Annotated in this window: 17 protein-coding genes and 1 pseudogene; 5 read left to right on the forward strand and 13 right to left on the reverse strand. The window is 57.5% G+C overall.

Annotation, left to right across the window (positions count from 1 at the left end):
- Position 1 precedes the first annotated feature (1 nt).
- The 3 genes and pseudogenes from MY494_RS07705 to hisS all read right to left on the reverse strand — a co-directional run.
- Positions 2 to 1,045: a glycosyltransferase family 1 protein gene (locus tag MY494_RS07705; RefSeq protein WP_247909649.1), complete on the reverse strand. Its 1,044-nt coding sequence runs from the start codon at positions 1,043 to 1,045 to the stop codon at positions 2 to 4.
- A 4-nt stretch (positions 1,046 to 1,049) separates the two neighbouring features.
- Positions 1,050 to 1,775, reverse strand: coding sequence for a glycosyltransferase (locus MY494_RS07710; protein ID WP_247909650.1), 726 nt, complete (start codon positions 1,773 to 1,775; stop codon positions 1,050 to 1,052).
- 130 nt (positions 1,776 to 1,905) lie between these two features.
- Positions 1,906 to 3,094 (reverse strand): annotated as a pseudogene (gene hisS, locus MY494_RS07715) (histidine--tRNA ligase); the annotation flags it as partial.
- Positions 3,095 to 3,152: 58 nt separating this feature from the next.
- On the opposite strand from hisS, the gene MY494_RS07720 reads away from it, so the two are divergent.
- Both MY494_RS07720 and galE read left to right on the forward strand, forming a co-directional pair.
- Positions 3,153 to 4,370, forward strand: coding sequence for an SGNH/GDSL hydrolase family protein (locus MY494_RS07720; protein ID WP_247909651.1), 1,218 nt, complete (start codon positions 3,153 to 3,155; stop codon positions 4,368 to 4,370).
- A gap of 30 nt (positions 4,371 to 4,400) precedes the next feature.
- Positions 4,401 to 5,441 carry a UDP-glucose 4-epimerase GalE gene (gene galE / locus MY494_RS07725; RefSeq protein ID WP_247909652.1) on the forward strand — a complete coding sequence of 347 codons (1,041 nt, stop codon included), beginning with the start codon at positions 4,401 to 4,403 and terminating at the stop codon, positions 5,439 to 5,441.
- Here the strand turns inward: galE and MY494_RS07730 are convergent.
- Genes MY494_RS07730 through MY494_RS07740 form a run of 3 tightly spaced genes read right to left on the reverse strand, consistent with a single transcriptional unit; the run spans position 5,426 to position 10,742 of the window.
- Positions 5,426 to 6,664, reverse strand: coding sequence for a CCA tRNA nucleotidyltransferase (locus MY494_RS07730; protein WP_247909653.1), 1,239 nt, complete (start codon positions 6,662 to 6,664; stop codon positions 5,426 to 5,428). The genes galE and MY494_RS07730 overlap by 16 nt on opposite strands.
- An 11-nt stretch (positions 6,665 to 6,675) precedes the next feature.
- On the reverse strand, positions 6,676 to 9,054 hold the full coding sequence (locus MY494_RS07735) for a UvrD-helicase domain-containing protein (protein WP_247909654.1): 2,379 nt from the start codon (positions 9,052 to 9,054) through the stop codon (positions 6,676 to 6,678).
- Positions 9,051 to 10,742, reverse strand: a complete 1,692-nt coding sequence (locus tag MY494_RS07740; RefSeq protein ID WP_247911992.1) for an ABC transporter ATP-binding protein — start codon at positions 10,740 to 10,742, stop codon at positions 9,051 to 9,053. The genes MY494_RS07735 and MY494_RS07740 overlap by 4 nt, the downstream gene beginning before the upstream one ends.
- On the opposite strand from MY494_RS07740, the gene MY494_RS07745 reads away from it, so the two are divergent.
- Positions 10,684 to 10,833, forward strand: a complete 150-nt coding sequence (locus tag MY494_RS07745) for a hypothetical protein (RefSeq protein ID WP_247912096.1) — start codon at positions 10,684 to 10,686, stop codon at positions 10,831 to 10,833. The two genes, MY494_RS07740 and MY494_RS07745, sit on opposite strands and share 59 nt — an antisense overlap.
- Positions 10,834 to 10,903: 70 nt before the next feature.
- On the opposite strand, the gene MY494_RS07750 is transcribed toward MY494_RS07745, so the two are convergent.
- From MY494_RS07750 to MY494_RS07760, 3 genes are all read right to left on the reverse strand, one after another.
- Positions 10,904 to 11,941, reverse strand: coding sequence for a glycosyltransferase (locus MY494_RS07750; RefSeq protein ID WP_247909655.1), 1,038 nt, complete (start codon positions 11,939 to 11,941; stop codon positions 10,904 to 10,906).
- Between the two features lie 10 nt (positions 11,942 to 11,951).
- Entirely contained in the window at positions 11,952 to 12,665 is a 714-nt protein-coding gene (locus MY494_RS07755; RefSeq protein WP_247909656.1) for a heme oxygenase (biliverdin-producing), read from the reverse strand.
- A 91-nt stretch (positions 12,666 to 12,756) separates the two neighbouring features.
- Positions 12,757 to 13,200 carry a hypothetical protein gene (locus MY494_RS07760; protein ID WP_247909657.1) on the reverse strand — a complete coding sequence of 148 codons (444 nt, stop codon included), beginning with the start codon at positions 13,198 to 13,200 and terminating at the stop codon, positions 12,757 to 12,759.
- A gap of 68 nt (positions 13,201 to 13,268) precedes the next feature.
- On the opposite strand from MY494_RS07760, the gene MY494_RS07765 reads away from it, so the two are divergent.
- Entirely contained in the window at positions 13,269 to 14,699 is a 1,431-nt protein-coding gene (locus MY494_RS07765; RefSeq protein WP_247909658.1) for an NADP-dependent isocitrate dehydrogenase, read from the forward strand.
- Between the two features lie 28 nt (positions 14,700 to 14,727).
- Positions 14,728 to 16,242 carry a hypothetical protein gene (locus MY494_RS07770; protein WP_247909659.1) on the forward strand — a complete coding sequence of 505 codons (1,515 nt, stop codon included), beginning with the start codon at positions 14,728 to 14,730 and terminating at the stop codon, positions 16,240 to 16,242.
- Here MY494_RS07770 and MY494_RS07775 read toward each other — a convergent pair.
- The 4 genes from MY494_RS07775 to MY494_RS07790 are packed head-to-tail and all read right to left on the reverse strand — an operon-like array spanning position 16,239 to position 20,045.
- Positions 16,239 to 16,400 (reverse strand): DUF5989 family protein, encoded by a 162-nt coding sequence (locus MY494_RS07775; protein ID WP_247909660.1) that lies wholly within the window; start codon positions 16,398 to 16,400, stop codon positions 16,239 to 16,241. The genes MY494_RS07770 and MY494_RS07775 overlap by 4 nt on opposite strands.
- 7 nt (positions 16,401 to 16,407) lie before the next feature.
- Positions 16,408 to 16,806 (reverse strand): SxtJ family membrane protein, encoded by a 399-nt coding sequence (locus MY494_RS07780; RefSeq protein WP_247909661.1) that lies wholly within the window; start codon positions 16,804 to 16,806, stop codon positions 16,408 to 16,410.
- 2 nt (positions 16,807 to 16,808) lie between these two features.
- On the reverse strand, positions 16,809 to 18,644 hold the full coding sequence (locus MY494_RS07785; protein WP_247909662.1) for a carbamoyltransferase: 1,836 nt from the start codon (positions 18,642 to 18,644) through the stop codon (positions 16,809 to 16,811).
- A gap of 12 nt (positions 18,645 to 18,656) precedes the next feature.
- Positions 18,657 to 20,045: a hypothetical protein gene (locus MY494_RS07790; protein ID WP_247909663.1), complete on the reverse strand. Its 1,389-nt coding sequence runs from the start codon at positions 20,043 to 20,045 to the stop codon at positions 18,657 to 18,659.
- Positions 20,046 to 20,052 lie beyond the last annotated feature (7 nt).

Here is a 20,052-nt window from a genome sequence, read left to right on the forward strand (position 1 = left end):
GTTAAGCCAACGCAAGGATAGTGTCCATCACTGCAGCTGTCCTCCGGGTAGTTACATCCCAAGAAAATTGAGACGTCCTCTCAAGGCCCAACCTAGAAAACGCATCGCGGGTTTTTTTCGAATCCAATAATTGAGAAATTTTTTCTTGAATATCAGGGGCCGAGAAAGGATCAACTAACAGCGCATGGGTTCCTGCGACTTCCTGCGTACCCGATCCCAGACTTGTAATCACAGGACAACCGCAAGCCATCGCCTCAAGAATCGGGAGGCCAAACCCCTCCCAAAGGCTAGGGTAAACAAAGGCCAGAGCTCCTCGATACCAATTCGGAAGATCCCCATAAGACACATAGCTTTTGAATATCACTCGAGTAGATAAGCCCAGTTCGGATGTCAACTGTTGGAGCTTTTGTGTCTCAGAGGGGTGCGGCTTCCCAAGCAAAACCAAATCAACCGCAGGAAAGCGATGCTCGATCGCATTGAAAGCATGAATCAGGCGTTGAAGATTTTTATGGGGGTAAGCCTGGCCAACATGAAGCAGATAGGGACGGTGATGAAGCGTCTGCTTTGTCTCTGATGGATAGAAGTGTTCAGAATCATATCCGAGAGGTATCGCACTGATTTTGTCTTCAGGTACACCTGTAGCCTTGCAGATTTCCAAAGACGTAAATGTAGAATTGGTGATGATATGCCTAGACTGCCTTAGGAGTTGTGGGACCCAGTTTTTAAAGTAAAGCGATTGAAGGGAGCATTCTGGATGACTTAAGGGCCTTAAGTCATGGACCATGACAACCTGCGGCACAACCTGTTTGCCGAGATAACCCTCCGGCGCAGGGGTGAAGATCAGATCTGCCTTCACTTGCTTTGCCAATCTCGGCAATTGAAATTGAGACCAGGCCAAACGCCTTAAACGCTGCTTGCCACCTCCGGATCCCCCTCCTGGAATGACAACGTGCTCAAAGTCCTGAAGCACGGGTAGAACAGCATTGGCATATACACCAATTCCTGTCGGGTGATGCAAAACGGGCTTGTAATTCAGAAGAAGCATGGTCTCAAGCCAGGCCAATCAAGCGCCGGCGACCATATTTCAACCAATTGAGAAGCCAACATGCCGCACTCCAAAGAAAGCTGAGATGACGTGCCTGAGCACGAAAGGTTTCCGCATACACAGCACCAATCTTGGTATGACTCACCCCAGCTTGAACAATTTTAAGAATTGAAATCTGGCTATGAACTGAAGACACTGCGGGTGTAAGACGCAAGAACCATTCGTAATCGCCACAGATTTTGAATCTTGGATCAAACAAACCAAATCGCTCAAATAAGTCACGTCGCACAAGCATTCCTGGATGCGCAATATTCATCGACTCCCGCATCCTTTTCCAATTCCAGGAGGCACCCCAGTCTCTCAAGAAACGACCATCTGACGAGTAGTAACAGTTCCGGCATGTAATCAATTCTGCAGACGAGCTTGTCAGATCAAGCAGCTGCTGCAAGCTCTCAGAGCAGACAAACGTATCATCGGCACCGATGAAACACAGATAGGTCCCTCCCGCCAACTTGATTCCTCGATTCCAAGCGTCATAGATCCCTACATCAACCTGAGAGCTGAACCGAATCAGGTAATCCGGGTGAGCTGCTTGGTATTGCCGAACGAGTTGCGGCAGGCCGTCGGAGGAACAATTATCGAGAATCAACAACTCCCAGTCCCCTGGGCTTTGCTCCTCGAGACTCCTGAAAAAGTTGGCCAATAACGCAGAGCAATTCCAGGTTGCCATCAAGACTGAAATCTTGGGTGCGGCAACACGCTCCTGGGTCCCCGACATGCTCAAGCCGAGAGGATGCTGACCAGCTGATCAATCTCGGTCAACTTAAAGGTCCGCTCCTTCGGAAGTTCCGTGTCCGGATGTAGTGCCTTCAACGTCACGATTCCCTGCTCCACCTCGCCATCGCCTAGCACGGCAGCCCAGGCTGAACCGCTTCGATCAGCTCGTTTGAACTGCTTGCCAAAGGCTGAACCCGAGGAATCCATCTCGACCCTCAATCCACGCTGCCTGAGCTGCCTCGCCAGAACAAGCGCAGACCATTGAGCCTGCTCACCGCGATTCACCACATACAGATCGGGAGCATCAGTAGTCACTGGGGCCAGCTGCGAAAGCAGAAGCACCAAACGCTCTAAGCCAATCGCCCAGCCAATGGCGGGCGTCGATGCCCCACCGAGCTGCTCAACAAGACCGTCGTAGCGGCCGCCACCACACACGGTGGCCTGAGCCCCGAGCTGATCACTAGTGATTTCAAATGCAGTGTGGCTGTAGTAATCCAAACCACGTACCAGCCGAGGATTCAAAGCAAAAGGAATTCCAAGAGCTGTCAAGCCGGAGCACACCTGCGCAAAGCGCTCCTGGCTCTCTGGGGACAAGGCATCGGCAAGCGTCGGGGCATCCACCAATAAGGCTTGGGTGTCCTTGTTCTTGCTGTCGAGAATGCGCAGGGGATTGGTACGCAAGCGCGCCTGAGAATCCTCATCCAATTGGGTCTCGCGAGCTGAGAGCCAAGCCACGAGTTCTTCGCGGTAGCGAGCGCGATCTGACGCACTGCCAAGAGAGTTCAGCTCCAGCACCAAACCCTGGACACCCAAGTCCTGGAGCAGATCCCAAGCTGTCGCAATCGCCTCAACGTCGGAACGCGCTGAGTCAAAGCCCAACATTTCCAGGCCAATCTGGTGAAACTGGCGCTGCCGGCCAGCTTGGGGGCGCTCATAGCGGAACATCGGCCCCCCATACCAGAGCCGTTGCGGGCCCTGGCTCAGCAATCCGTGCTGAATCGCTGCTCGGACCACGGAGGCGGTGCCCTCCGGCCTCAATGTGCAGCTGCGATCCCCACGATCGCTGAAGGTGTACATCTCCTTGCCGACCACATCGGTGGCTTCGCCGATGCCGCGGGCAAAGAGTTCAGTGGTTTCCAGAACCGGTGTTCGAATCTCCGCGACACGCGCTCTTACGAAGTGGTCACGGGCCGTGGCTTCCACCCGCTGCCAGAGGCCGATCTGCTCGGGCAACAGATCGACCATGCCCCGCAGACTCTGCAGCTTCGCCACCACCACTCCTGAACTGAGGCCAGTTTGGAGGATCAGCGGAAACGGCGACAATGCTGGGGTGACTGGACAACCCCACACCTCGCGGCGGCAAGCTGCAGCACTGCTACTGGGCTCAGTGGCCTTCTCAGTGGCGGCCTTGGAGTTGGGCTGCCGTCTCGTTGGCGTCCAGGCACCCAGGCTTTACCGAACTGATTCCGATCGCGGCTGGACCCTCAAATCCAACGTGCGCACCCACTGGAGTCAGGAGGGATCCGCTCCAGTGCACACCAATTCCCAGGGCTATCGAGACAGCGAATGGGCCTTGGTGAAGGAGCCGGGCGTTTTGCGCATTGCCGTTCTTGGCGATTCCTTCACCGAAGCCCTGCAGGTGCCACTGGAGCAAACCTGGGTGAATCAACTGCCCGCGGCGATGGCGGCTGTGCCGGGATGTCGTCTGCTGAAAGGGTTTCCCAAAGGCGCTGAAACCCTGAATTTCGGAGTCGGCGGTTACGGAACGGGGCAGAGCTGGCTGACCTGGCAAAAGGACGCCCAGCGGTTTCAACCGCAAGTTGTCCTTCACGCCGTCTACTTCGAAAACGACCTCAGGGACAACATTAAGAGCGAACGGGGGAGTGGCTCCGGACCAACGTTTTCACTCCATCAAGGCAACCTGAATCGCAGCGACGCCTTCCGCAGCAGCCCGGACTATCGCTTCAGACAGTCCTTTGCCGGACGACTGAGCGACTGGGTCCTGAGCTGGAGCCGTCTCGCCCAGTTGATCAACCAACTCAAGAATCTGCACAATGCTCGGGCTGGGGAAGAGTGCGATGCAGCTGGCTGCACTTTTTTCCCGCTGGGTCCTGATGGAACCAAGCTCTATGGACAAGACCCAGCCGACCTGAGACAGGGATGGGAGGTCTTCTGGGCCATCCTGAAAACCTGGAAGCAAGAAGCCCAGGTTGCTGGGAGCCAGCTTGTTGTGACCAGTGTGACCACACCGCCGCAGCTCTGGCCCAAACCAGAGGACCGTCAGGCAGAGATCAACAAGCACGGTCTGGACTGGTTCAAACCGGAGAAGCAGCTCGGAGCGGTCCTCAAAGCCGATGGCATCCCGTATCTGCCGCTTGCCCAGGACCTGCAGCAACAGGCGGATGAACAAGGTTTAATTGCCCATGGTTTTGCCGGACAAAAACCTGGACCTGGCTATGGCCATTGGAACCGAGAGGGGCACAAAGCAGCCGCAACCGTTCTTGCCCGAAAGCTCTGCTCCCTGGACCTGCCCCTGATCAATGGTTGAATCCAACACAAAGCGGAGCACAAAAGCCCCTTGGCACAACTGCTGATCACAGGCGGAGCAGGCTTTATCGGCAGCCACACCTGCCTGGTGTTGCTGGAGGCCGGTCACGATCTCGTTGTGCTGGATGACTTCAGCAACAGCTCACCTGAATCGCTCAAGCGCGTCCGTCAACTCGCAAATCTGGAGGGCAGCTCGCCGCGACTCCAGGTTGTGGAAGGAGACATCAGAAGCAAAAGCGACCTACGCAAAGGGTTCCGAGCGGGGAAAGGCATCGACGCAGTCATCCATTTCGCCGGCCTCAAAGCCGTGGGTGAGTCGGTGCGTGAGCCCCTGCGCTATTGGGATGTGAATGTCGCCGGCAGTCAGTCCCTGCTCTCTGTCATGCAGGAGGAGAACTGCCGGACCCTGGCCTTCAGCAGCAGCGCCACCCTCTACGGCCTGCCCGAGCGTGTCCCCGTGACTGAAGCCGATCCAGTCCAGCCCATCAACCCGTACGGCTTCACCAAAGCGGCTGTTGAGCAAATGCTGGAGGACCTCAGCAGCAGCGAACAGGGTTGGCGAATCGCGCGTTTGCGCTACTTCAACCCCGTCGGAGCCCATCCCAGCGGACAGATCGGCGAAGACCCCAACGGCATTCCCAACAACCTCTTCCCCTTTGTCTCTCAAGTGGCGGTTGGACGGCGCCAAGAGCTCAAAGTCTTTGGAAACGACTGGCCAACCCCCGATGGCACAGGCGTCCGGGACTACATCCACGTCATGGACCTGGCCGAGGGACACCTCGCCGCCATTCAGCACCTGATGGAGCAGAGACCTCAGTTACTCACCGTCAATCTGGGCAGCGGGCAGGGTCATTCCGTCTTGGAGGTGGTCCAAGCCTTTGAGAAGGCCTCAAGCAGACCAGTGGCTTACCAACTCGTCGAGCGACGACCGGGAGATGCCGCAACCACCGTGGCCGACCCGTCCTTGGCCAATCGTCTACTGGGGTGGCAGACGAAGCGATCGCTGGCAGAGATCTGCCGCGATGGCTGGTCCTGGCAGTCCCAAAACCCGGAGGGCTACCGGGGCAGCTGATCCAACGCCGCAAGACGCAAAGCCTTAAGCCGAGAACCGAGTTCCGGCCCAGGTCTCAACCCCTCCTCCTGCATCAAGACCGCCGCTGAGATCGGTGAACGCACATGCCGCCATCGGCCCCACCAACGCAGCAGTGGATGCCAGTGGGGACCACCCAACGTGATGGCCAAAGCCACTGCCTCAGGACTAAGCCCGGGGCCTTCTAAAAACTCAGCCCACCACGAGGGCAGTAGTGCATCGGTCGGGACTGCGTTGAGTCGCTTCTTCAACTCTTGGAGTTGCACCAAGAGCTTGTGCTGACGGTGCGGCAACTGCAGCCGTTCCGCTAGACCCAAAGGATCAGCAGCCCCTGCGACCAGCGCCGGCAACAAAGGCACTGCCAAGCGCTGAGCCCAGTGGAGACGACGGGCCCATGAAGCGTCCTGCTGCAACTGGGTGTCGAGCAGAACCAATCCGCCTGTCTGCTGAAGCACCTGCACTGCCACCCGCCATGGCTCTCGCTGGAACAGCAGTTCCAGCTCCATGCGCAGACGCGTCCCCAAAGCCGGTGGGGCATGACCTGGATCATCACCAGGCCGCCAAATCCAGGGCCATTGACTCAGGGTGCTCAGGGCTTGTTGCTGAGCCGCTGCCGAGAACTGAAAGCCAAGCCGAGCCGCGTAGCGAGCACCGCGGACCCACCGCGTGGGGTCATCCCTAAGGCTGCTGGGGTGCAGCAAATTGAGTTGGCGTGCCGCGAGGTCGGCTTGACCGTGGTGGAGATCGAGTAACTCCCCACTGGCGAGCTCCAAGGCCATGGCATTCACCGTGAAATCACGGCGAGCCAGGTCATCCTTCAGGCTTCCGAGGCGAACGCTGGGGTTCTCTCCTGGTTCGGGATACGTCTCCTGACGGGCGGAGGCGACATCCAAGAGCCAGGTGCCACCGAATTCGGCGGGAAGCTGCAGCTCCAACTCGAAGGTGCCAAACGCTCCGTGCTCTTGAAGGCTGAGGGGGATCGAGCATGCGAACTGGCTCTCCAGCGCTTCGGGGAGACGCTGAACTAATTCGGCCGCGCGACCCTCAACGACGATGTCCAGATCGGGTAGACCGCGCCAGGGATCTTCGTGGTGGCGGTGCAGGAGGAGATCACGCACCACACCGCCGACAAGGGCACAGCGCTCGCCAGCTGCCGCCTGAGTCAACGCCTCCAGTAGGGGCTTGGGGACGTCAGGAATCTCCATCGCCCGCCTACCTACAAGGGCTCGATCGGAGCGAGGCGCGGATCAAGGATCTTCGGCCCCATGCCCTCGAACTTGACCGCCAACGAGATCTTTTCGCCACTCCCAAACAAGTGCGTGACCTGACCTTCCCCGAAGGAGCTATGCCGCACACGGTCGCCAACGGACCAGGTCCGAGCAGGCGCACGCCGACGGACAGCGTTCGCGGGCTGGGAGGAAGCAGAGCCTGAACCCGGACGGTCGACACGGGTGAGGCGATCCAGCCGCTGTTCCCGGCGGATGGCTGCGCCACCGCTCCGGGGAATATCCCCTTGCACCAAAGCCTCCGGGAGCTCAGAGAGGAAGACAGACGGGACCGCCGGTTCCCGCATCCCGCCCCAGAGACGGCGCTCGCTGGCATGGGACAAGAACAGCCGCTCTTTCGCACGCGTAATGCCGACATAGCAGAGGCGGCGCTCCTCCTCCATCGCCGCGGGGTCCTCCAAGGAGCGGTAGCTGGGGAACAAGCCCTGCTCCATGCCCACCAAAAAGACCACGGGGAACTCCAGGCCTTTGCTGGCGTGCAACGTCATCAACGTGACCCGGTCCTGCTCGGTGTCCTTGCTGTCCGCGTCACTGGCCAGAGCAGCGGAAGCCAAGAACTCCTCGAGAGAGCCCTCTTCGTTTTCCTCTTGGTACTGGAGTGCCGCGTTGACCAGTTCGTTCAGGTTTCGGCGCCGGTCTTCAGCCTCATCGGTCCCGGCAGCGATCAGCTCGGCGACGTAACCGCTCTTCTCCATCGCCAGCTGAACCAGTTCCGAAGGAGCCGCATCTTCAGAGCGTTCTTTCAGGTTGTTGATCAACTCACAAAACTGCAGCAGTCCCTTTGCGGAACGTCCACCCAAAGAACGAACCGCCTCGGGGTCACTGACCACATCCCAGAGGGGAATGCCGAGTTGATTGGCCGCATCCGTCAGCCGTTCAATCGTGGTCTTGCCAATCCCGCGCTTCGGTGTGTTCAGGACCCGAAGCAAGCTCACCGTGTCGGCGGGGTTCACCAACAATTTGAGGTACGCCAGCATGTCTTTGATCTCACGCCGGTCGTAGAAGCGGAGACCACCCACCACCACATAGGGAATGCCCCAACGCACCAGGGATTCCTCCATCGCGCGGGACTGGGCATTGGTCCGATACAGCACAGCCATATCGCCCCAGCTCAAATCCGGATGGGCCGCATCCAGCATTCGCATGCGGTGAACCACCGCTTCTGCCTCAGCTATCTCATCATCACAACGGGTCAGGGTGAGCAGCTCTCCCTCACCGCGGGTGGGCCGCAAGACCTTGTCGATACGCTCGCTGTTGTTGGCGATCAGAACATTCGCGGCTTCAAGAATGGTGGCCGTGGAGCGATAGTTTTCCTCCAACTTGACCATGGTCTGGGTGGCTTCATCGGGGGCGCCGTCACCAAAGTCATCCTGAAAACCCATCAGGATCGTGAAATCAGCGGCTCGAAAGCTGTAGATGCTCTGATCGGCATCACCCACCACAAAAACCGAGCGACCAGCCCAGTCGTCAAAGGCTTCAGGATCCCGGCCATCTGTCACCAGAAGCTTGATTAGGTCGTATTGCGTGCGGTTGGTGTCTTGGTACTCATCCACCAGCACATGGCGAAAACGCCGGTGCCAGTAGTTGCGAACCTGCTCGTTCTGGCGCAGCAACTGAACCGGTAGCAGCAGCAGGTCGTCGAAATCAAGAGCGTTGTTCGCGGCTAACGCACGCCGATAGCGCCGGTAGGTTTCAGCCATCAACTTGCCGCGCTGCCCGCCCGCGTCAGCTTCAAGCTGCTCTGGCATCCAACCCTGGTTCTTGGCGTTGCTGATCGCCCAGCGCACCTTCTTAGGCTCAAAACGCTTGGGATCAAGCCCCAGCTCCTGGGTGACGATCTCCTTGACCAGGCTCTGGGTATCCCCCTCGTCGTAGATCGAGAACTGACGAGTCCAGGTCAGCCCCTCTGGATCTCGGAACTTGTCGATGTCAAACCGGAGCAACCGCGCGAAGAGCGCGTGGAACGTGCCAATCCAGAGGTCTTTGATGACCTCGCGGTAGATCCGCGAGCGCAACTGCCGCTGATCAACGGCAGCCAACGTGCTCCACGGCTGTCCAAACTGACTCTGCGCGAGCTTCTGTGCCAGAAGCAGCTCTAGACGCTCCTTCATCTCGCGAGCAGCCTTATTCGTGAAGGTGACCGCCAGCAACTCCGCTGGATCAACGCCGTGCTGCCCAATCATGTGGGCGATGCGGTGGGTCAAAGCGCGGGTCTTACCGCTGCCCGCACCAGCCACCACCAGCAATGGACCTTCATGGTGATCCACCGCCTTGCGCTGGGCGTCATTCAGACCGGCCAGAAAACTCATGAAGCCGCCTGTTGCTGCTCAAGCATCGCCAGTTCTCGGAAGCTCTCCGATCGCTCCTTCAGTTCGGTGTAGCTGCCATAGGCCTTCACGCTGCCGTTGTGGAACTCGTAGATGCGATCGCAGCGCTGAACGGTACTGAGCCTGTGGGCGATGACGACCGTGGTGCAACGGCGGCCGATCACCTCGAGGGCTTCGATCACCTCCGACTCCGTGCGGTTGTCCAAGGCACTTGTTGCCTCATCCAGAACCAAAAAGCTGGCCTGGCGGTAGAACGCCCTCGCCAAGGCCAATCGTTGACGCTGACCACCGGAGAGGCGCAAGCCGTTCTCCCCCACCTGGGTGTGCAAGCCGTAGGGAAGTTCAGCCACAAAGTCCTGGAGCTGGGCCGCTTCTAAGGCCTCCCAAACCTGGTCGGATTTGACCTGGTCAATGGGCTCCCCAAAGGCAACGTTCTCAAGAACACTGCCATTGAGCAGATTGATCGACTGGGGCACCTGAGCACAGTTGGCCTGCCAGGCCGGGACATCGAGACCTTCCACTGGAATCCCATCGAGATCCAAGGCACCGCGACTGGGAGGCAGCAATCCCAAGAGGATGTTGGCGGTCGTGGTTTTGCCGCTGCCGGTACTGCCGACCAGGGCAATGCGAGAGCCCACCGGAATCGAAAGGTTGACCCCCTTCAAAACCCAGTCATCGGAATGGGGGTAGCGGTACCAGACGTCGTGAAGGCGAATGGTGTTCCGCGGAAACACACCTGCAGCAGAGGGAACACCGGGGGTTCGCTGGGTCGGGCGATCAGCTGGCAAATCGAGCAAGGCCAAGGCCCCATCGAGAAGGGGGAGTCCCCCCCGCAATTGGGTCAAGGAGCGAAACGCATCCTGCAGAGGCGGCGTCAGGCGAAGGGCAGCGACGGCAATAGTCGCCAGAAAAGGCAAGATCGCCCTGACCTCATTCTGATTTCCGCTGAGAAGGGCCGGCAGGGCTCCGACCGCAAAAATCATCGTGATCCCAAAGGGCTCGATCAAGCCGCGGGGCAGATCCGGGAGCCACTCGGTCATCCAAGCGAAGCGACGCGCCTTCTCTCCAGAGACTTGAAACTGACGCTCGAAATAGGGCTCAGACCCACTAAGTTGAATATCGCGAATCGAGCCCAAAGACTCAAATAAAATATTGGTTGATTCCGCCTCCAGCCGCATCTTCTGCCGGAAGCCATGGCGGAGCCTGGGAGTGACGCTGCTGGAGATGACGCTGTAGGCCAACACCAAGCTGACGACCAGAACAACGGCCAGCCAGCGGCCAACAAACAAGATTCCGATCGACAAGAGCACGATCGAAACAGACGCACTGAGAATCTGCAGAATCGGAGTAACAACATTGATGGCAACACGATTCAAGTTGCTCAATAACTGAGAACTCAGGTCAGCCGTACTTTTACCCAAGTGATATTCAAAGGGCTGCTGCAGCAGTCTTGAATGAACTTCATTCGAGATATCCCGCCAGATTCCAGCAGAAAGACGCTGCTGAAAAAACTTCAGCGAGATCTTTGACAGTGATGCTCCCCAAGCCAGCAGGATGAACACGAGGATCATCCAGACGCTCTGGTTAATGCTGTCCCCACCAAAAACGTGGATGCCTGGCAGCCGGTCTTCAAGATCGGAGTCCACCAAGGAGCCCGTCAGTCGGGCGATGACCGCGACGGAGGCCAAGTCGATCACGCCGGGCACCACCGAGAGCGGCACCAACATCCACAACGCCGACCGCCGCCGCCGCGGCAAGTGATTCAGCAGGTGGCGTAGCTGATCGAAGGTTCGGCTGCGCATGGCAACAAACTATGGCTCCCAGCCATGCGCTACGGCCTCAAACGGCCAGCCAGCGAACCGATTGGCCTGAGTTTCGCCTGCAGCCGAAGCGTCCATCGCGCTGGAGCCTTCAGCGCAGGCTCCCCGGCAAAAATCCGATCCCAGTGCTGAGTGACCGCCTCGAGCGCCTGCCGCCAACGCGTCAGGAGCTCCGCCTCGTTGGCTGTCGCCAAAAGAGCTGTCAGATCTGATTGATCGGGCCTCCAGGAAGCTGGATCACTCACCGCGGCGCTGATCGCCTCAAGATCTGCCGCCAACGTGCCCGATCCCAACTGGTGACCCATCCGCCCTGGGTCCAAGGTGTCGGCCAACGCATGGTTGAAACTGCTGAACACCACACAGCCGCAGGCCAGGGCCTCCAAGGGAGGCAGGCCAAAGCCCTCGGTCACGCCGCGACCACGCCAGTAATCCGCCGAGTCGTAGAGCACCACCTTTGCGCTGTTGAACAGATCCACCAGGTCATCGACCCATCCCGACTGAACTTCGACCCGAAGCCCTTTGGCCTGCAACGCCGGCACCAACTGCCGCAGGACATAGGCACTGTTCTTACGCAGCTGGACAAGGACATCGATGCTGCGCTCGCCCGCTCCACTGCGCTGTCCCCGCTCCAGCCACTCGGAGCCAAGGGCATTGGGGACCAGCCAAAGCGGATTTCGTGGGGCCTGATCGCCCCAGTAACCCAGGGTGTTCCGACTCACCGCCAACACAGGCACACCAGCGGGCAAGGAAAAGCCATAGCCACTGCTGTGGGCGTGATAGGCGCAAGCACGGCCTTTGAGTTGCCGCAACAACCAAGGAACGTCAAACCCCCAACTCACGATCCAAAGCGCAGTACCCGCTCCACCTGGGAGGGGCTCATCCCGGAGCAAATCCGCCAGAAAAGGACGACCCTGTTCTCGCTGGCGATACGTCACCACTTCAACGGGGCCCAGACCAGACAACATCCGAGCGGTCTGGAGCTCAACGAGAAGCCCGCCGCAGCGAAAGCGACCGGTCGTCCCGGGAACTAAGAAGCGAAGGGAACGCAAGGCGGGGCGACTAGGCAGCCACAGTCTCCGTGCTGCCGGTGCGCTGGCGGCGGGTCAGGAAGCCGAAGAGCACTTTGCCAATCGCGGCGACGAGGTTGCCCTCCAACTCCTTGAACATGTTCATGTTCAGGTGGAAGGCTTCGTTGGCTTCTTCCACAATCCGGTCGGCCATGGGCTGATCGATCGGAAGGGTGTCCATCGCCGAGCGATAGGTGCCCTTAAAGGCCTTTTCGTCTGAGATGGCATCGAACTCATAAAAGTGGAGACCGTCGTCTCCACCAAGGTTCATGGCCTTCTGGGCGATGTTCTTCAGGATCTGACCACCGGAGAGATCGCCGAGATAGCGGGTGTAGTGGTGACCCACAAGCAACTCGGGCGACTCCTTGGCCACCTGATGGATGCGCTCGACGTAGACGCTGGCGGAAGGTGACGGCTGAATGGTCTGCTTCCAGTCCGAGCCGAAGTAATAGGCCAGGTCCTTCTCAAGGGCCTCACGACGGTTCAGCTGTTCGAAGGCGATTGGGGCGAGGACCGGGTTGTCTTTCAACCGGGCGAACTCGTCCTCCATTGCCCCGTAGACGAAATAGAGGTCGGCCACCAGCTTGCGGTAGCTCGCCTTATCCACGACGCCCTTGAGAAAGCAGCTCACAAAGCCAGTGTTCTCGGCCATGGTGTGGGACTTCTTGGTCCCTTCACGCAACTGGGCAGCAAGAGCGACAGACATGTCCTTGAAATCGTGGTCGTGCCGTTGAGCACGGTCAGGAGAATCAAAGTAAGGGGAAGGTTGCGGTGGATGAGCCCAAGATTGCGAAGGGTTACGCCACGTCTGCTTCGCTCGCTCCTCTCTCAAACAGGTCGAAGAGCTCAGCGCAGAACTGCTTGAGCTTGAGGGTCACGGACTCAACCGGCGGATGGGTCCCGGCGGGGAGCCACTCCCCCAGGGTGGTGAGCCTCCAGCGCTCACTCTCGTAGGTCAAACCTCGAATGGTGACCCCCAGCAGACTGGGCTTGGCCTCCGTCACCCCCTCAGACAGGCTCAGCTGGAGCAAGAACGAGCGGCACTGGCTACGGGGACTCCAGCCGGGGAGATGAAACGACAGGTCAAGGGTCTGCTGATCCTCATAGGCGCGGGTTTGGGGGTCATCACGCCAAGGACGCAGATTCGGACGTGCATCAGGGAAGTGCTGGCGAAATAGCGCGGCAACAGAAGCGATCAACTGGGCGAGCTCCAGCGATCGAGCCTGGTCGCCTGCATTCATGCGTGTCTCCGGCTGCAGAACCCTGTTTGGCCGAAACCTAGGCTCACCTTCAGTGTTTTGCCGCAGCCATGGCGACCTTCGAGAAGCTCACCGCCCCCACGCAAGGAACGGCCATTCGCTTCGAGAACGGTCAGCCCATCGTTCCCAACGACCCCATCATTCCCTTCATTCGTGGTGATGGCACCGGCGTTGACATCTGGCCGGCCACCCAGAAGGTGCTGGATGCGGCAATCGCCAAGGCCTACGGCGGCGAGCGCCGGATCGAATGGTTCAAGGTCTATGCCGGCGATGAGGCCTGCGACCTCTACGGCACCTATCAGTACCTGCCCGAAGACACCCTCGAAGCGGTGCGTCGGTACGGCGTCGCCATCAAGGGTCCTCTGACCACCCCAGTTGGAGGAGGCATCCGGTCGCTGAACGTGGCCCTGCGGCAGATCTTTGACCTCTATTCCTGCGTGCGTCCTTGCCGCTACTACGAAGGGACACCCAGCCCGCACAAACGGCCCCAAGACCTCGATGTGATCGTCTACCGCGAGAACACTGAAGACATCTATATGGGTGTCGAGTGGGAAGCGAACGATCCGGTCGGCCAGGAGCTGCGCAAACACCTCAATGAGGTAGTGATTCCGGCTAACGGGAAGCTCGGTAAGCGGCAGATTCCTGAGGGTTCAGGGATCGGCATCAAGCCCGTCAGCAAGGACGGCAGCCAGCGCCATATCCGTAAGGCGATCCAGCACGCCCTACGGATGGAAGGCAAAAAGCGCCACGTGACCCTGGTGCACAAGGGCAACATCATGAAATTCACGGAGGGCGCCTTCCGCGATTGGGGTTATGAGCTGGCAACGACGGAATTCCGTGCTGACTGCGTCACAGAGCGTGAGAGCTGGATCCTGGACAACGCCGATCGGAACCCTGGGCTGAGTGTTGAGGCCAACGCCAAGATGATCGACCCGGGCTACGACAGCCTGACCCCCGAGAAAAAAGAAGCGATCTGCGCTGAGGTGCAGGGGGTGATCGATACCATCGGAGCCACCCATGGCGGCGGCAAATGGAAGCAGATGGTGATGGTCGATGACCGCATCGCCGACAGCATCTTCCAGCAGATCCAAACCCGCCCTGCGGACTACTCGATCCTGGCCACCTTGAACCTCAACGGTGACTACATCTCAGACGCCGCTGCAGCGGTGGTCGGCGGATTGGGCATGGCCCCTGGCGCCAACATTGGCGACACCGCTGCCATTTTTGAGGCAACCCACGGCACAGCCCCCAAACATGCCGGCCTCGATCGCATCAACCCGGGCTCGGTGATCTTGAGCGGCGTAATGATGCTCGAGTACATGGGCTGGCAGGAAGCCGCTGATTTGGTCACCAAAGGAATCAGTGCTGCGATTGCCAATCAGGAGGTCACCTATGACCTGGCCCGCTTAATGGAGCCCCCTGTTGAACCGGTCAGCTGCAGTGGGTTTGCCGACGCTGTGATTAACCATTTCGGAGCCTGATTCAGGCGAACAGAGGTACGTGAGCCAATTGGAACAAGCTGCCCCAGACAAAGCCCTCCCGCTTGGTCTGGGGTTGATTGTGCTTGTTCTGGTTGGATCGCTGTGGGGCTGCCTTGGTTTCATCAGCGAATGGGCTGGCATTGAGGCTGGCCTGCCAGAAGAGCTGGCGCACCGCCTGTTTCGAGCCATTGGCTTCGGAACAGCTGGCCTGACATGTGCGCTGTCGATCTGGACGGTTTACAGGATTCCGAGCTGGAGAAAACAAGCCGCCATCGGAGTGATTCTGTATCTGTTTCTTCTCTGGCTGACCCCTCGATCATTCACCTATGACACCGGGCTTTATCACCTACCTCTGATTAACCACCTCAATCAAATCGGTCTGGAGTGGAATCTGGGTTGGCTTCATAGCCGTTATGCCTTTTTTAATCTGCTGCTCTACGGGCAGGGTGCTCTATCACGACTAGCGGGAACAGTGGCACTGCCATCGCTCAATGGCCTGGTGCTCACTGGAACACTTCTCGTCTTAGCCGAAAACGTCAAAAAGAATCATCGAGTACTCGTAGCTTCAGTTGTGGTGACCGGAGCCCTTCTGCTGCCGAGCGAGTCAACAGAAAGCTTCCATTCATTCAACGCGGATTTTTCACTGGGCTGCATCTTCCTCGTGTGCTGCATTTTGGTCAGCAACAACGATGCGGCGAACCGGAAACTGTCACTTATAACAACAGGCATCAGTGCTTTTCTACCTCTCATCAAGGTGAGTGGCTTGTTCTTGCTGCCAGTGGTCCTGGCTGGCTACCTAAAACGATGGGACTGGCAGCGGCTTCGGAGTGACATAAAAACGCTTGTTCCGTTGATTGCATTGCTGACTGTTATCACGTGTGGATTTGGTTACATCACAACGGGATATCTCTCCTATCCACTTGCACAGACTGGACCTCTTCGAGCAGAGGCCATCAGTAAAGAGGCAACGATTAAGGAGTCAAAGTTCAGCACGATGGCCTGGGCACGCTTTGCCTACAGCGATCAAGTCGATGCCATGAAGGCTGACGCCTCACCAGGTGAGTGGCTTCCTAAATGGGCGCAATCGCTCAATGGAAAGCGCATGCTGACCTACACCGCGATCAGCCTGGCTTGCTCCTGTATTGGATGGGCAACAGCAAAACAAAGCCGATGGACCGTCTTGCTCACAGCCAACACAGTTTTTTGGATCTTTTCAGTCCTGATGCTGCCGCCTGATCCGAGATTCTATTTTGGGCCAATCCTGCTCACTCTCTATGGTTCAACCCAGTGGATAAATGTCAGAGGAACCAATGGGGTTGACCTGCAAAAACAGCCCGAAAGAGTATTTATTACAGCAACATTGTCTATCTTGATGTTCACTTCTCTGTGGAGGATTTCAAACATATCTAGGAATACTTTCCCAGAAGCAACTCTCTTCTATCAGGATGGATCGAGGGGCTTCTACACACCCCGCTACAGCCGGCCAATCAGCCACCCCGCAGCCGGTGCATGCTGGGAGCTACCCGCCCCCTGTTCTCCTTAGAAGATCGAATAGATAAACGGCGCAACAACGGATCCCTGGGTGAACACAAGAAGCGAACCCATCAAGACAATCGTGATGATGAGAGGAGCCAGCCAATACTTCTTACGGACCTTGAGGAAGTCCCAGACATCTTTAAGAAGATCCAAAAAAGCTTCCATCGTGCAATCAGAAAATGCGGGTTAAATCAACAGACTTGTGTTTAGTCTGTTCGCGATAGGACTGAAGCCTTGCGCGCTTGCGCTTCAAAGGATCGTAGCCGGTCAAACGCATGACGTAGGCGATGGGCTGAAGAACAATTAGGAAGACAGCTCCAAGAATCAAGTGACTATTAACCCAACCCAAGATGTGGCCAAGCTTCATCCAGCCCTGGTAAGGCCATTGAAGTGCTCGGGGAGCGAACAAAGCCAACGTCAGACTTGGCACTCCTATGAGAAATGGCCAAAGAGGTTGGTGATGGCCTTTGAGAGCCGGAATCAACAAACCAAAAACTACAGGAAAGACGATTCCCAGCAGGATTCCGAAGTCACGGAGCTGCTTCTTGGAGGGATGTGATGACTGCGACATGATTAATCGAGTTCAAACTCCTGCTTCCAACTTTCATCAGCCTCATCTTGAGGCTGCTCATCCTTGAACAACAGCTGGTTCTGAAGCACCAGCACATCCATCTCCGTCCGCATAAAACAGCGATAGGCGTCCTGAGGCGTGCAAACAATCGGCTCACCACGAACGTTGAACGATGTATTCACAATGGTCGGACAACCTGTTCTTCGCTGAAACGCCTTGATCAAATTGAAATAGCGGGGATTGGTTCGATCAGAAACGGTCTGAACGCGGGCTGAGTAATCCACATGGGTAATGGCTGGAAGGGATGAGCGGGGAATATTGAGCTTTTCGATTCCAAAAAGCTTGTCCTGCTTGGCTGTCATGGGCTGGCAAAGCTCTTTCTTGACCGGCGCTACAAGAAGCATGTAAGGGCTTTTGGCATTGAGCTCAAACTGATTCGAGACTTCCTGTTCAAGGACAGATGGAGCAAAAGGGCGGAAGCTTTCACGGTACTTAATTTTCAAGTTCATCACGCTCTGCATCTGCTGATTGCGCGGATCGCCGATGATTGAACGTGCACCTAGAGCGCGCGGTCCAAATTCCATCCTTCCGTTGAACCAGCCCACCACTTTTCCTTGATCCAAAAGCTCAGCCAAACGATCAAAAAGAAGCGGGTCCTCCAGGGCGTGGAACGGAGCCTTAATGCTGGTGAGGTAATCGCGGATTTCGGAGTTCGAAAAGGTGGGACCGAGATAGGTGCCCTTCATTGCATCGCCGGCCACGGGTCGGCGGCTGGATTTGAAGTGCTGATGCCAAGCCACCAATGCAGCACCAAGGGCTGAACCCGCATCGCCACTGGCTGGCTGAATCCAGATCTGATCAAAGATGCCCGCTTGGAGCAATTTTCCATTCGCCACGCAATTGAGTGCGACACCCCCTGACAAGCAAAGGGCCGTCGCGCCCGTTTCCTGCCGGAGGGTCTGAGCCAACTTAAGAACAACCTCTTCGGTGACTACCTGAATGGAAGCAGCCAAATCCATATGGAATTGACTGAGCTCTGTTTCTCCTTTGCGCGGGGGCCTGCCAAACAACTTGTGGAACTTTCGGCCCGTCATACGGAAGCCGCGATGAAACTTGAAGTAACTCAGATCCAGGCGGAATGTTCCATCTGGCTTGATATCAATCAAATGGGACTTGATTTGATCGACAAAACGAGGCTCACCGTAGGGAGCCAAGCCCATCAGCTTGTACTCGCCTGAATTGACCTTGAAACCGCAGTAGTAGGTGAATGCCGAGTAGAGCAGCCCCAGCGAGTGGGGAAAGTTGATCTCCCAGAGAGGACTGAGTTCGGAGCCATCACCCAGCCATGCAGAGGTGGTTGCCCATTCACCGACACCATCCATGCAGAGGACTGCCGCCTTCTCAAACGGGCTGGGATAAAAAGCTGCTCCAGCATGGGAAAGGTGGTGCTCACTGAAGAGCAGCTCAGGCTGCTTGGCATCAGGCTCACCGAGGGCCGCCACTTGTTTTTTTAGCTCAGTCTTGAGAAAGAGTTTTTCTTTCAACCAGACCTGCATCGCTGCCACAAACGAGCGCCCGCCTCGGGGAGCAGCACCCAGATAGGTCTCAAGCAGACGTTCAAACGTCAGCAGTGGCTTTTCGTAGTAGACCACTGCCTCAATATCGCTCAGCTTCAGACCCTGAGACTCAAGGCAATAACGAGCTGCTGACGCAGGAAAGGCAGAATCGTGCTTCTTTCTGGTGAAGCGCTCTTCTTGCGCTGCTGCAACAACTTCACCATCAACCAGCAGAGCTGCGGCACTGTCGTGATAGTAGGCAGAAATCCCAAGGATATTCATACTTCTGACCACCTATTGGGCAAACCTAGGCGACAGCTTGAGCTCCTCAGCCAGGACGCGTGCCAATTGCCGATTGGCGGCAGCCGATGGGTGCCCATCCCCTGGCGTAATCCAAGTGCCCTCGTAGCACTGCTCTAAGGACAGGACCTGATGGGTGTCGAGCACCTTCACACCCCGAGCTCGAAGCCCATTGCCGAAATCAACCGATTGCTGATCGACCGAGCAGCCATAGCGGCCATCGGCCGCAGGAGTTCTTGCCGGCGAGAGGGTCTCATTGACCACAATGAAATCAGCGCCCCTGGCTGCCGCCTTCGCCCGCATCCCCACGATCAATGCAAAATGCCGGCGCTGATTGCGCCGCTCCGTTAGAGCACGGTCCCAAGTTTGCGCCATATCCCTGGTGAAGGGCTCAGCTGAATTGGACAACGTCTGCAAAATATTGCTTGCAGCGTTATGAAAACCCCAACGCTTTCCGCAGCGCAAAAAAGAGCCTTGGTACTGAGGTTTTCCCTCTGCGCTCAACTGATAGCAGGGTCCATGGCGATCCCAGGAATAACGACCGCTGGCACGATTGGCATGATCACCGATCATCCGATAAACGATGTGATCAACTGGTTGATCACCAATACGCTTTTGATAGGTGACTGGGTCATCCAAGAGGCGATAGGCCTGATGGGTGCCGTAGCCATGCATCCCAGCATTGACCACAGGTCGCCCAGCAGCCATCGAAAACAGCGAGGGCAAGGTCTCCTGGTCGTTGAGTCCCTCGCCAAACATGAACGACCCTCCTAGGAAGACAACCAGGGATTGAGCGAGCGGATCAGAGGGTTGAGAAGAAGCACGATTCCCGCGTTCATCAAATGAATAGACGACGTCATAGATCGTCCGCCCAGACGTCTGGCCCAGCAACTTGGCCTTGAGGGGTTGTAGTCCGTTGCGGTAGCGATAGCCGAGTGATTCCTCAGGACCACTCATCCAAGCCCCTTCTGAGGCACTGGTTCCGTAATCAGCAACATGCTTGCCCGGCTCATCAATCACCAGAACCTGTGACGTGGGCTTCGGTGCTGGTTTCTGTGACGCCTGATCACCGTCTTTCCGAGTCGCCACAGGTGCTGGCGGTCGCACAGGCACTGATGGACGTGGCTTCAGCGCGTCAAACCAACCGCTCCGGGCGGCATTCACGGCGGAGAAGGCCAATCCAGCCATAACCGCCGTCATGCCAAGGATCAGAGTGCCGTCCCCCGCAGGTTTCCATCGCCGCAGCCACCGCACCTGACTGAAGGCCAACAACGACAACCCCAGAAGCAGCAGCGGAAGCGTGAAGGCCAAGTTCAGCGCCGCTGATGTCGCAATCGCCGACAACAACAGCAACAGTGCCAACAAGCCAGGGCGGCGTGACATTGAATAT

The sequence above is a fragment of the Synechococcus sp. A10-1-5-1 genome (assembly GCF_023115425.1).
Lineage (GTDB): Bacteria > Cyanobacteriota > Cyanobacteriia > PCC-6307 > Cyanobiaceae > Vulcanococcus.